This is a genomic window from Kitasatospora sp. NPDC054795 (assembly GCF_053611565.1).
On the sequence record NZ_JBSHAP010000193.1, the window covers coordinates 1 to 12,922 of the forward strand.

The 12,922-nt window shown below is 73.9% G+C and carries 8 protein-coding genes; 7 read left to right on the plus strand and 1 reads right to left on the minus strand.

Annotated elements, in window-relative coordinates; genetic code table 11:
* Positions 1-12: 12 nt before the first annotated feature.
* Entirely contained in the window at positions 13-744 is a 732-nt protein-coding gene (locus ACWGJO_RS38860; RefSeq protein WP_452190339.1) for a helix-turn-helix transcriptional regulator, read from the minus strand.
* Positions 745-1,239: 495 nt separating this feature from the next.
* On the opposite strand from ACWGJO_RS38860, the gene ACWGJO_RS38865 reads away from it, so the two are divergent.
* From ACWGJO_RS38865 to ACWGJO_RS38895, 7 genes are all read left to right on the plus strand, one after another.
* On the plus strand, positions 1,240-1,770 hold the full coding sequence (locus tag ACWGJO_RS38865; RefSeq protein ID WP_452190340.1) for a DUF5987 family protein: 531 nt from the start codon (positions 1,240-1,242) through the stop codon (positions 1,768-1,770).
* Positions 1,767-3,422 carry a GMC family oxidoreductase N-terminal domain-containing protein gene (locus ACWGJO_RS38870; RefSeq protein WP_452190341.1) on the plus strand — a complete coding sequence of 552 codons (1,656 nt, stop codon included), beginning with the start codon at positions 1,767-1,769 and terminating at the stop codon, positions 3,420-3,422. Before ACWGJO_RS38865 ends, ACWGJO_RS38870 begins: the two co-directional genes overlap by 4 nt.
* A 40-nt stretch (positions 3,423-3,462) precedes the next feature.
* Complete coding sequence (locus ACWGJO_RS38875; RefSeq protein ID WP_452190342.1) at positions 3,463-4,524, plus strand: carboxymuconolactone decarboxylase family protein; 1,062 nt, start codon at positions 3,463-3,465, stop codon at positions 4,522-4,524.
* Positions 4,525-4,888: 364 nt separating this feature from the next.
* On the plus strand, positions 4,889-10,765 hold the full coding sequence (locus ACWGJO_RS38880; RefSeq protein ID WP_452190344.1) for a type I polyketide synthase: 5,877 nt from the start codon (positions 4,889-4,891) through the stop codon (positions 10,763-10,765).
* On the plus strand, positions 10,765-11,262 hold the full coding sequence (locus tag ACWGJO_RS38885) for an acyl-CoA thioesterase (RefSeq protein WP_387694128.1): 498 nt from the start codon (positions 10,765-10,767) through the stop codon (positions 11,260-11,262). Before ACWGJO_RS38880 ends, ACWGJO_RS38885 begins: the two co-directional genes overlap by 1 nt.
* 98 nt (positions 11,263-11,360) lie before the next feature.
* Positions 11,361-11,837 carry a flavin reductase family protein gene (locus ACWGJO_RS38890; RefSeq protein WP_452190348.1) on the plus strand — a complete coding sequence of 159 codons (477 nt, stop codon included), beginning with the start codon at positions 11,361-11,363 and terminating at the stop codon, positions 11,835-11,837.
* A 16-nt stretch (positions 11,838-11,853) separates the two neighbouring features.
* Positions 11,854-12,885, plus strand: coding sequence for an NAD-dependent epimerase/dehydratase family protein (locus ACWGJO_RS38895; RefSeq protein ID WP_452190346.1), 1,032 nt, complete (start codon positions 11,854-11,856; stop codon positions 12,883-12,885).
* Positions 12,886-12,922: the final 37 nt, after the last annotated feature.

The window sequence follows — 12,922 nt, forward strand, 5'->3', positions numbered from 1 at the left end:
GCCCGGGCCGGATCAGGCGGTGTCGGTGATCGGGGTCCGTACGGTCTGCGCGATGGTCCGTGCGTCCAGCAGCGCCAGCAGGACCGGCGGGTCGAGGACGCGGGCCGGGCGCAGGCGCAGTTCGATCGGCAGCAGCGGCACGTCCGGCCGCACCTCGATCGGTCCGACCGATCCCACCGAGACGGGGTGGTCACCCGTCAGCACCTCGTCGAAGGCGGCCGGGACGGAGTGTGCCAGCAGGTACCAGGTGCCGGCCGGCACCTGGTCGAATAAGAAGACGCCGGGATGGGGGAGGACGGTACACGCGGCGGGCCGGCCCTCGGGGACCCGGGTCGGGAACAGCCCGAGGTACACGAGGCCGAGGTTCCCCGCGATCGGGGCCCGGATCTCGCCGCGGAAGGTGGAGAGCTCCGTGCTCCGGGCCAGGCCGCGCGAGTCGATCTCGATCCGGGGGGTGAAGCCCCCGAGCTGACGGTAGGTGGTGGGAGGCACACCGACGCTGCTGGCGAACCGCGAGCTGAAGGTGCCGACGCTGTTGTAACCGACGCGGTGGCTGATCTCGGTCACCGTGAACGATGTCTCGACGAGGAGGCGCTTGGCCGTTTCGAGCCGGAGGGCGGAGAGGAACCGCCGTGGTGACACCCCGGTCATCCGCTGGAATTCCCGGGAGAAGTGGAACTTGCTGTACATGGCCGCCTGCGCCATATCGTCGATGGTCAGTAACTCGCCGATGTTGTCGTGCATGGTTTCGATGGCCCGGGAAACAGCTTGCTCGATGGCAGATGTCATCTTTGACTCCAGCTTCTCCGCCGCACCTGCGGATGAACAGAATTCCACCCTTGCGATGATCGGGAACGAAAGTCACGGCCGCGGTGACAGGCCGACTGTCGAAGGCGCCAGGGCAAGCGAAGGGAGGACCCCCTTCGGAAGGCGAAGCTGAAAAGTGTCGCCGCCATAGCAAGTGAAGACCGTAGCAGCAGGCACATGACAGCCGCAATGGGCCGGGCGGCACGTGCCGTTGGCAAGCCCGAGCGGTGAGACATCCCGGAAGTCGGGTTTGAACGGCGTCGGGAGCCATCAGCAACGCGAGAGATGCGGGCGGGAGCGCATTGCGCGCACGATGCCACAGTCGCGTATGCGAATCGGGATCGGCCGGTGTGTGCCGTCCCCGCTTTTCGACAAGCAGCTGAGGAGATGCCGGTGGGATCGCCTACCTCAGATCGAAACCATGATCGGACCATGACGCTCGAAGCCTTCGCGGACACGATCGTCCCGGGCGAGAAACGCTCGCCCGACGACCGGGCGGTGGCCGGCGCCTCGACCGGCGGCGGTGCCGTCCAGGCGGGCGCCGTCGAACTGCTCGAAACCCCCGCGACCGGACTGTCGGACGCCCTGGACGACTACGTGCAGGCGCTCAACCGCCACGCCGGCACGTACGCGGACGGGCACGGCCTGCGGCTCGACGACTCGGTGCCGCCGTTCGTCGCGCTGCCGTTCGCGGACCGGACCAGCCTGGTGCAGGAGCTGACCGGAACGGAGCACCAGGAACGGGAACTGTGGGTCCTGCTGGCGCTGTTCGCCAACATGGCCTTCGACACCGCCGCCCACATGCACACCGCGGACGCGCTCGCGGCGGGCCACCCGGGCCTCACGGCGATGGGGTTCATGAAGCCCGACGAGGACGGCCTGTGGCGGTTCCCCGACTTCTCGTACGGCAAGCAGCTGGCAGACCCCCACCCGGACACCACGCCTACAGGGAGTCCCGCATGACGAGTACCGAGAGCACCGACGTCCTGATCGTGGGCAGCGGCTTCGGCGGCGCGATCGCGGCGTACCACCTGGCGGCCGGCGGCGCGAAGGTCACCATCCTGGAGCGCGGCCCGTGGCTGAAGGCCGACGACTTCGACCACGACTTCCTGCTCGGCTCCTCGTACACCCGGATCTTCGACTTCGTGGTGGGCGACGGCATGAGCCTGCTCGGCGGCAACTGCGTCGGCGGCGGCAGCGTGGTGTACTTCGCCGCGATGCCGCGCGCCCCGAAGTTCGTCTTCGAGCGCCGCGGCAGCATCGGCCGCCGGATGTGGCCGGCCGCCATCGACCGGGACGTCCTCGACCCCTGGTACGACCGGGTGGCCGAGGCGCTGCCCATCACCCAGCAGGACTGGAACGACGTCACGTACTCGGGCGGGCTGTTCGCCGCCGCCTGCGAGCACGCGGGACGCACCGCCAACCCCGTCCCGGCCGCCATCGACCGGGCGAAGTGCACCAACTGCAACTGGATGATGTCCGGTTGCCGCTTCGACGCCAAGCGGTCCCTGCTGCTGAACTACCTTCCGGCGGCCCTCGCGCACGGCGCCGAGATCCGGCCGCTGCACGAGGTGCAGCAGCTGTCCCGGACGGACGACGGCGGCTACCGGGTGCACTACGACGTCGTCGACGACGTGGACTACCGGGTGCACGTCGGCAGCGGCACGATCGACGCGAAGATCGTCGTGCTCGCCGCCGGCGCCGGCGCCACCCCGGTCATCCTCCAGCGCTCCGAGGCGACCCTGGGCACCATGCCGCACGCCGTGGGCCGCTACTTCTCCGGCAACGGCGAACGCCTCAACACGGCCATCGTGGACGAGGAGAAGGCCCGCGACCTGCTGGGGCTCAAGCGCTCCGACGGCCGGGCTTTCAAGGCCAACCAGATCGGCAAGGGCCCGGTCGTGGCGAGCTGGGACAACCTCGACGGATCGCTGCCGGAACACTCCCGGTTCTCCCTGGAGCAGCTCTACTTCCCGCCGGGCTTCGGCACCATCCTGGCGCAGGTGCCCGACGCGAGCGGGCCCAGCTGGTTCGGCGTGGAGAAGAAGGAACTGGTCCGGCAGTGGCAGTCCTGGCTGACCGTCTTCACCATGATCGAGGACGACAACGAAGGCGTCTTCGGGCCGCCGCCGCCCACCGGCAACGCCGTCCGGATCTCCCAGCAGATGCTCGGGCGCGGGTCGATCTCGTACCGGCCGACCGCCAACACCCTGCGCGCCTGGGCCGATTCGGACGCCGTGGTGAAGGACATCCTGGAGCGCGACGGACTCGCCCGCGTCATGCCGTGGACCAACGACCTGGTGGGCGCCTACACCGTGCACCCGCTGGCGTCCTGCCGGATCGGCGACGACCCGCAGACCTCGGCACTCGACGACCGGCAGGAACTCCGCAACCACCCGGGCATCTTCGTCACCGACGGCTCCGCCGTCCCGGGAGCGCTCACGGTCAACCCCGCGCTGACGATCTCCGCGCTCGCCGAACGCGCCATCCCCGGCATCGTGCGGGCCGCGCGGGAGCGCGGCGTGAACGTCGTCTACGGCGCTCCCGCGCCGGACGGTGCGACCAGCGGGCGGCGCGGCGTGCAGGTGCAGCTGCCCGGCCTGATGCGCCGGTAGCCGGCCCCGGCACCGGATCGAGCCGTCGAGGAGGAGGCACATGACGACACCGTTCCTGCGGTCGGCCCTGCGGAGGTCGATGGCGCAGATCCACCGGGTCGACGCGGTGCGGCCCGCAGCCGCGGGGGAGGAGGTGGCCGGCGTCTTCGCCGAGGTCGAGCGGGAGTTCGGCATGCTGGCACCGCCGATCGGGCTGCACGCCGCCGCGCCCGAGGTGCTCGCCGCCTCCTGGGTGATGCTGCGGGAGACCCTGGTGGCCGGCGGGCGGGTCGACCGCGCGACCAAGGAGGCGGTGGCCGCGGCGGTCTCGGCCGCCAACGCCTGCCCGTACTGCGTGGAGGTGCACGGCACGGCGCTGGCCGCGCTGCTGCCCGGGGCCGCCGCCCCGGGCACGGCCCGCGCGACGGCCGAGGGGTGGGCCGACTGGTTCCGGTCGGACGGTGACCGGGGGCAGGCGCCGGACGACGGGCCGCCGTTCCCCGCGCAGGCGGCGCCCGAGCTGCTCGGCGTGGCCGTCACCTTCCACTACCTGAACCGCATGGTCAACCTGTTCCTCGCGCAGAGCCCGCTGCCGGCCGGTCTCCCGCCGGCCGCGCGGTCGGCGGCGAGGGCGGTCCTCGGCCGGCTGATGCGCCGCAGCGCGCGCCTCGCCCCGCCGGCCGGGACCTCCCTCGACCTGCTGCCCTCCGCGCCGCTGCCCGGGGACCTGAGCTGGGCGGCGGGCACCCCCAGCGTCGCCGGCGCGTTCGCCCGGGCGGCCGCCGCGATCGACGCGGCGGGGGCCCGGTCGGTGCCGGACGGCGTCCGCGCCCTGGTGACGGACCGGCTGGCCGGGTGGGACGGCCGACCGCCGGGGATCAGCCGCGCCTGGGTCGAGGACGCGGTGTCGGCCCTGCCCGGGGACCAGCGTGCGGCGGGCCGGCTGGCCCTGCTGACCGCCCAGGCCTCCTACCAGGTCGACGACGGCCTCGTCGCCGAGTTCCGGAGCGACCGGCCCGGCGACACCGCGCTGATCGAGCTCACCTCCTGGGCCGCCCTGACGGCGGCCCGGGAGCTGGGCGCCCGGCTCGGTGCCCGCCTGCCCAAGGCCGCCGACGGCTGACCCCGCGCACGGCCCCGCACGACCGAGGCTCCCGCCGACCGGCGGGAGCCTCGGCGCGTTCCCGGCCGCCCGCACGGGCATCGGCACGGGCGTCGGCACGGTTGCCCGCCCGGCCGTCCGCACGACCGTCCGCACGGGCATCGGCACGTCCACCGGCACGGTCGTCCGTACGGGCGCGGCCCGTTCCGGAAATGACGGCGTTATTGAATAGCGGGGCCGAGAAATCACACCGTTATGGAAAAGCAGTGCCCCCCACCAGGCGGAAAGCAAACTCGGAGAAGACATCGGGGCGGCCGCAGATGCATTCTTGACGACAGTGCAGGCGAGTCGAGTCGGCGAGGAGATTCGCCGTCAATTCATCTCCATGGGTGGTGAATACGTGAGCAGTGAGCGGATCGCTATCGTAGGAATTGGCCTCCGTTATCCGGACGCCAATTCGGCGAGCGAACTGTGGGACAACGTACTGGGCGGCCGTCGAGCCTTCCGGCGGTTGCCGGACGAGCGGATGAACCAGGCGGACTACTGGTCGGAGGACCGGAGTGCGCCGGACCGGCACTACACGAAAAAGGCCGCGGTCCTGCGGGACTACGCGTTCGACCGCATCAAATACAGCGTCGCCGGAAGCACGTACCGGGCGACCGACCTGACGCACTGGCTGGCCCTCGACGTGGCCGCCGAGGCACTGGCCGACGCCGGATTCCCGGACGGCTCGGGACTTCCCCACCAGAGCACCGGCGTGGTGGTCGGAAACAGCCTCACCGGGGAATTCTCGCGGGCCAACATCATGCGGCTGCGGTGGCCCTACGTGCGCCGCACGGTGGCCGCCGCGCTCAGCGGCCAGGGCTGGTCCGAGGAGGACGTCGCGAAGCTCCTCCAGGAGCTGGAGCCGCAGTACAAGGCGCCCTTCCCGGCCATCGACGAGGACTCGCTGGCCGGCGGCCTCGCCAACACCATCGCCGGCCGCATCTGCAACCACTTCGACCTGCGCGGCGGCGGCTACACGGTCGACGGGGCGTGCTCCTCCTCCCTGCTGTCCGTCGTCACGGCGGCGAAGGCACTGGCCGACGGCGAACTGGACGTGGCCGTCGCCGGAGGCGTCGACCTGTCCATCGACCCGTTCGAGGTGATCGGCTTCGCGAAGACGGGCGCACTGGCCACCGGCGAGATGAAGGTCTACGACCGGGACTCCAACGGCTTCTGGCCCGGCGAGGGCTCCGGCATGCTCGTGCTGATGCGCGAGCGGGACGCGCTGGCGCAGGGGCGGCGGATCTACGCGAGCATCAGCGGCTGGGGCGTCTCCTCGGACGGCAAGGGCGGCATCACCCGGCCCGAGGCGAGCGGCCACCGGCTGGCACTGACCCGCGCCTACCGGCGGGCCGGCTACGGCGTCGAGACGGTCTCGTACTTCGAGGGCCACGGCACCGGCACGGCCCTCGGCGACGCGACCGAGATCGAGGCGCTGTCCTCCGCCCGCCGCACCGCGGACCCGACGGCCCGTCCGGCCGCGCTCGGGACGGTCAAGGGGAACTTCGGGCACACCAAGGCCGCCGCGGGCGTGGCCGGCCTGATCAAGGCGACCCTCGCCGTGCACCACCAGGTGATCCCCCCGGCCACCGGCCACGTCGACCCGCACCCCGGCCTGCTCGGTGACGAGGCGGCGATGTACGTCCCGCGCCAGGCCGAACTCTGGCCGGCCGGCCACCCGGTCCGGGCCGGGGTGTCGGCCATGGGCTTCGGCGGGATCAACACCCACGTCACCCTCGCCGAGGCACCCGGCAGCACCCGGCGCGAGGCGCTCGACGCGCGCACCACCCGGCTGGTCGCCGGCCGCCAGGACGCCGAACTCCTGCTGCTGGACGCGGCGGACACGGCCGCGCTGCGCGCGGAGCTGACCCGGCTGCTCGACCTGGTGCCGAAACTGGCCCAGGCCGAACTCGCGGACCTGGCCGGCACCCTGGCCGACCGGCTCGCCGACGGCCCGGTGCGGGCCGCCGTGGTGGCGACCGGCCCGGACGACGCCGTGCGCGGCCTCGAACGGCTGCTCGCCCTGCTCGACTCCGGAGCGCGGGAGGTGTCCTCGGCCGGCGAGGGGATCTTCCTCGGCCACGCCCGGACCGCCCCCCGGATCGCCTACCTCTTCCCGGGCCAGGGCTCCGGCCGCGGCGCCGTCGGCGCGATCCGGCGCCGGTTCGCCGCGGCGGAGGAGGTGTTCCGCGCCGCCGCCCTGCCCACCGGTGACGACCAGGTCGCCACCCAGGTCGCCCAGCCGCGCATCGTCACCGGCTCCCTGGCCGCCCTGCGGGTGCTGGACGCGGTCGGCATCCGGGCCGACACCGCCGTCGGCCACAGCCTCGGGGAGCTCACCGCCCTGCACTGGGCGGGCGCGATGACCGAGGAACAGGTGGTGCGCCTCGCCACGATCCGCGGCCGGGTGATGGCCCAGGCCAGCCGCGGCGGCGGCGCGATGGCCGGACTGGCGGCGACCCCGGAGCAGGCCACCCGGCTGTCCGCCGGACAGGACGTGGTGATCGCGGGCTACAACGGGCCCCGGCAGACCGTGCTCTCCGGTCCCGCCGAGGCGGTCGACGAGGTCTGCCGCCGGGCCGCGGGCGAGGGCGTCACGGCGACCCGGCTGAACGTGTCGCACGCCTTCCACTCGCCGCTGGTCGAGCCGGCCGCGGTCGCGATGGCCGCCGAGCTCGCGCGGTTCGACTTCCAGGAACCCGTCCGACCGATCGCCTCCACGGTCACCGGCCGGCTCCTGGACCCGTCCGCCGACCTGCGCGAGGTCCTGCGCGGACAGGTCCTCCTCCCGGTCCGGTTCCAGGAGGCCGCCGCCGTGGCGGTCGCCGACGCCGACCTGGTCGTGGAGGTCGGCCCCGGCCGGGTGCTGTCCGGCCTGCTGGCGGAGATCGCCCCGAACCTCACCACCCTGGCGGTGGACACCGACAGCGCCTCGCTCGGCCCGCTGCTCAGGGTCGCCGGCGCCGCGTTCGTGCTCGGCGTACCGCTGCGGACCGCGGCCCTGTTCGGCGACCGCCTGATCCGGCAGCTGCCGGCGGACGGTGCGATGACCTTCCTGGCCAACCCCTGCGAGGCGGCCCCGGCCATCGACGCGGAGCTGGCGGCGGACGGCGGGCCGGGCCGGGACGAGCGGGCCGGCGCGGCGGTGTCCGCGGACACCGGCGAGGGCCCGGACTCCACCCTGGAACTGCTGCGCAGGCTCGCGGCCGAGCGGGTCGAACTGCCGCTGGACTCCGTCACCGCGCAGACCCACCCGATGGACGACCTGCACCTGAGCTCCATCACCATCGGCCAGATCGTCAACGACGTCACCCGGGCGCTCGGCCGGCCCGTGCTCGCCGCGACGCCCAACTACGCGACCGTCAACCTGGGCGGGATCGCCGAACTGATCGACCAGCTGGCGGACACCGCGCAGGACGGCGGCCAGTCGGCGGGCGAGGTCGCCGGTGTGGCCCCGTGGGTGCGGCCCTTCGCGGTCGAGCACCGGGAGGCCGTCCTGCCGGCCCGGCCGCAGCCTGCCGAGGACCCCGCCCCCGCCGGGCGGTGGACGGTGCACAGCACCCCCGGCCACCCGCTCGCCGAACCGCTTGGCACCGCGCTCGCCGCGGCGGGCGTCGGGGACGGCGTGCTGCTCTGCCTCCCCGACGCGTGCGGACCGCAGGAGGCGGAGCTCTTCCTGACCGCCGGGCGGGCCGTCCTGGCCGCCCCCGAGGGCACCCGGCTGGTCGTGGTCCAGCACCGGCTGGGGGCCTCCGGCCTGGCGAAGACCCTGCACCTGGAGCACCCGTCGGTCCCGGTCACGGTGGTCGAGCTGGCCGACACCGCCCCCGAGGGCGCGGCCCGTGACGAGGCGGTGGCCCGCGTGGTCGCCGAGACCGCCGCCACGGCCGGCTTCGCGGAGGTCCGCTACCAGCCGGACGGGCGCCGGACCGTCCCGGTGCTCCGGCCGCTGCAGCTGCGCCCCGCGACCGAGGGCGGGTCCCCGCTCGACGCCGGGGACGTCCTCCTGGTCACCGGCGGCGGCAAGGGCATCACCGCCGAGTGCGCCATCGCGATGGCCCAGGACTCCGGGGCGGCCCTGGCCCTGATCGGCCGCGCCGATCCGGCCACCGACCCCGAACTCGCCGGGAACCTCGCCCGGATGGAGGCCGCGGGCCTGCGCCACCGCTACGCCCGCGCCGACGTGACCTCGGCCGAGGAGATCGCCGCCGCGGTGGCCCTGCTGGAGAACGGCCTCGGCCCGGTCACCGCCGTGCTGCACGGCGCCGGCCGCAACCAGCCGGCCGCCCTGGAGGCGCTGAGCGCCGAGGACTTCCGCCGGACCCTGGCGCCCAAGACCGACGGCCTGGAGGCGGTCCTGGCGGCCGTCGAACCGGAACGCCTGAAGCTGCTGATCACCTTCGGCTCGATCATCGGCCGGGCCGGACTGCGCGGCGAGGCGCACTACGCCACCGCCAACGACTGGATGACCGAGCTGACCCTCCGCTTCCAGGACCGGTACCCGCGGGCCCGGGCAATCGCGCTGGAGTGGTCGGTCTGGTCGGGCGCGGGCATGGGCGAACGGCTCGGCGTCGTCGAGGCGCTGATCCGGGAGGGCATCACGCCGATCTCCACCGAGAACGGCATCCAGGTGCTCCGCGAGGTGCTCGCGGACCCCTCGGCCGGCCCCGTGCTGGTGGTCAGCGGGCGGGCCGGCGGCCTGCCCACCCTCACCACCGAGCGGCGCGAGCTGCCGCTGACCAGGTTCGTCGAGCGGGTGGTCGCGCACCACCCGGGCATCGAGCTGATCACCGAGACCGAGCTGACCGAGGGCGGCGACCCCTATCTGACCGACCACCGGCTCCAGGACGACCTGCTCTTCCCGGCCGTGCTCGGCATGGAGGCGATGGCCCAGGTCGCCGCCGCGGTGAGCGGGCACCAGGGTCCGCCGCTGCTGGAGGACGTCGAGTTCCGCCGGCCCGTGGTGGTTCGGCCGGGCGGCTCGACCACCATCCGGATCGCGGCGCTGGTCCGGGAGCCCGGGACGGTGGACGTGGTGCTGCGCAGCGAGGGCACCGAGTTCGCGGCCGACCACTTCCGGGCCCGGCTGCGCTACCCGCGGCCCGAGCTGCCCGGGACGCCGGTGCCGGTCGAATTCGGCCTGCCGGCGGTGCCGGTGGACCCGGTGACCGAGCTGTACGGCAGCGTGCTCTTCCAGGGCAAGCGGTTCCAGCGCCTGCTGGAGTACCGGCGGGCGAGCGCCCGGCACGCGCTGGCGGAGATCTCCACCACCGCCCCGGCGCCGTGGTTCGCGGCCTTCCTGCCGCAGGACCAGCAACTGGCCGACCCCGGCACCCGGGACGCGATGATGCACGCCATCCAGTGCTGCGTGCCGGACGCCACCCTGCTGCCGCAGAGCATCGAGCGGCTCTGGCTGGCCGACCCGGCGGACCAGGACGCCGAGTACGTGGTGCTCGACGCCAGGGAGCGCTCCCAGGACGGGGACAGCTACGTCTACGACCTCGACGTGCGCACCCCGGCCGGAAAGGTCGTCGAGCGCTGGGAGGGGCTGACCCTGGTCGCCGTCCGCAAGCGCGACGGAGCCGGACCGTGGGTGCCCGCGATGCTCGGTTCGTACCTGGAACGCGGCCTGGAGCGGGTGCTGGGCGGCAGCCGCGCGGTGGTCGTCGAGCCCGCGGCGAAGCCCGCCGCGGAATCCGCCGCGGAGTCCGCCGACGGGGACCGCCGGGCCCGCACCGCGACCGCTCTCGGCCGGGCGCTGGGACGGCCGGTGGACCTGCGCCACCGGCCGGACGGCAAGCCCGAACTCGCCGGTGGGCCCGGACTCGACGGGATCACGGTCTCGGCCTCGCACGGCCCCGGCCTGACCCTGGCGGTGGCCGGACCCGGGCGGCTCGCCTGCGACGTCGAGACCGTCCTGGAGCGGAGCGCCGAGGACTGGGACGCCCTGCTGGGCGCCGGTCAACTCGCCCTGCGGGACCTGTTGGTGGCCGAGGCGGGCTGCAGCCCGGCGGTGGCCGGCACCAGGGTCTGGAGCGCGCTGGAGTGCCTGCGCAAGTCCGGCGCGACCACCCAGGCGCTGACGCTCGACCGCGTCCACCCGGGCGGTTGGGTCGTCCTGTCCGCCGGCGACGCGGCCGTCGCCACCTGGGTCACCACCGTCAACGACCGGACGGAGCCGGTGCTGTTCGCGGTGCTCGTCGGGAAGGAGAACTGATGTCGGCCTACTACGAGATCCGGCACACCGTGGGCTTCGAGGAGACCAACCTCGTCGGCAACGTCTACTACGTGAACTACCTGCGCTGGCAGGGGCGTTGCCGGGAGATGTTCCTCAAGGACAAGGCGCCGGGGGTGCTCGCCGAGCTGCGGGACGACCTGAAGCTGTTCACCCTCAAGGTGGAGTGCGACTTCTTCGCCGAGATCACCTCGTTCGACGAGCTGTCGGTCCGGATGCGGCTGGAGGAGCTGACCCAGACCCAGATCCAGTTCAGCTTCGACTACCTGCGGATCGACGGCGAGCAGGAGAACCTGGTCGCCCGCGGCCGACAGCGGATCGCGTGCATGCGCGGGCCGAACACGGCCACCGTTCCCGCCCGGGTGCCCGAGGAGCTGCGCCTGGCGCTGGTGCCGTACGCCGAGGGGCCGGCCGTCGCGCGGGCTCTCGCCGCCCAGGCCCTGCCCGGCGGCCCGGTCGGGACGGGGCGGGCGCTGTGATCGGCAACGGCCGGTCCCCGGCCCCCGCCCAGGCGCCGGGCGCGACGTCGGCGGCCGCGGCGAACCGCGCCGTCCTGCCGGGCGCCCTGCGCGAGACGATGGCCCGTTTCGCCACCGGGGTCACGGTCCTGACCACCGGCGGCGAGAACGTCCACGGGATGACCGCCAACGCGTTCAGCTCGGTCTCCCTGGAACCGCCGATGGTGCTGTGCTGCGTGGCCCGCTCCGCGACGATGCACGAGGCGATCGCCGCGACCAGGTCCTTCGCGGTCTCCGTGCTCGGCTCCGAACAGGAGCACCTGGCACGGTACTTCGCGAACAAGAGCAGGCCGCGCGGGGCCGCCCAGTTCGACGGCCTCGACTGGCAGCCCGGCCCGTTCACCGGGGCGCCGCTGCTGGCGGGCTCGCTGGCCTGGCTGGAGTGCAAGCTCGCCGAGCAGTACGACGGCGGCGACCACTCCATCTTCCTCGGCGAGGTGCTCGCCTCGGACTGGGCCGACCACCGGGAGGCGCTGCTGTTCTACGGCGGCGCCTTCCACCGGGGCATTGGCGGGAAACCGGAAGAGATCGGCTGAGCGGGGGGATGGTCCGATGTTGGTGAGCGTGACCGGCGGCACCGGATTCGTCGGCATCCACTCGGTCGCGGCGCTGGTCCGCGGCGGCCACCGGGTGCGGATGCTGGTCCGCGACCCGGCCGCCGCGGGGCGGGTCCTGGGCCTGCTGGAGGTGGACCCGGGCGCCGTCGACCTGGTCGTCGGGGACGTGACCGACGAGGGCGACGCGGCCCGCACGGTGCGCGGCGCCGACGCCGTGCTGCACGCGGCCGCGGTGTACTCCTTCGACAGCCGGCGCAACGCGCAGATGCGCCGGACCAACGAGCGGGGAACCGAACTGGTGCTGGCCGCCGCCCGACGGTCGGGCGCCGATCCGGTCGTCCACGTCTCCAGCATCGTCGCGCTGCTGCCGTCCCCCGGACAGCCGCTCGGGGAGCACTCCCCGGTCGGCCGTCCCCGGGACACGTACATGGCGACCAAGGCGGCGGCCGAGCGGATCGCGCGGGGCCACCAGCGGGACGGCGCGCCGGTGGTCATCAGCTACCCGCCCGCGCTGCTCGGCCCGCAGGACCCGGGGCTGGGCGACCAGAACGCCCGGCTGCGCAACACCCTGCGCGGACTGATGCCGATCTGGCCGCTGGGCGGCTTCCCGGTCGGCGACGTCCGGGACACCGCGCAGCTGCACGCCCGGCTGCTGACCACGCCGAGGGCGGGCTCCGACCGGCACTTCGGACCCGGCCACCACCTGCCCACCCGGCAGTACGTGCGGACCCTGCGGGAGGTCACCGGGCGGCGGCTGCCCGCGGCCTTCCTCCCCGCCCGGGCCATGCTGCCGGTCGGCGCCCTGGCCACCCTGCTCCAGCGCGGATGGCCCTGGCACATCCCCGCCGAGTACGGCGCCGTCTACACCTGCGCCTGTGCGACCCCGGTCGACCCCGCGGCGAGCACCGGGGGGCTGACGCCGAGGCCGACCGCCGAGACCATGGCGGACACGGTGCGCTGGCTGTACGCCGAGGGCCGGCTGACCGCCGGTCAGGCCGGGCTGCCGGCGGTGGACAAGGAGCGCTGAGCCGTACCCGACGGCCGGCCCCGGGTGGACGTGAGTC

Coding starts and splice junctions, on each gene's coding strand:
- ACWGJO_RS38860 (WP_452190339.1), bottom strand. CDS start 744: ATGCACGACAACATCGGCGAGTTACTGACCATCGACGATATGGCGCAG.
- ACWGJO_RS38865 (WP_452190340.1), top strand. CDS start 1,240: ATGACGCTCGAAGCCTTCGCGGACACGATCGTCCCGGGCGAGAAACGC.
- ACWGJO_RS38875 (WP_452190342.1), top strand. CDS start 3,463: ATGACGACACCGTTCCTGCGGTCGGCCCTGCGGAGGTCGATGGCGCAG.
- ACWGJO_RS38880 (WP_452190344.1), top strand. CDS start 4,889: ATGGGTGGTGAATACGTGAGCAGTGAGCGGATCGCTATCGTAGGAATT.
- ACWGJO_RS38890 (WP_452190348.1), top strand. CDS start 11,361: ATGGCCCGTTTCGCCACCGGGGTCACGGTCCTGACCACCGGCGGCGAG.
- ACWGJO_RS38885 (WP_387694128.1), top strand. CDS start 10,765: ATGTCGGCCTACTACGAGATCCGGCACACCGTGGGCTTCGAGGAGACC.
- ACWGJO_RS38870 (WP_452190341.1), top strand. CDS start 1,767: ATGACGAGTACCGAGAGCACCGACGTCCTGATCGTGGGCAGCGGCTTC.
- ACWGJO_RS38895 (WP_452190346.1), top strand. CDS start 11,854: ATGTTGGTGAGCGTGACCGGCGGCACCGGATTCGTCGGCATCCACTCG.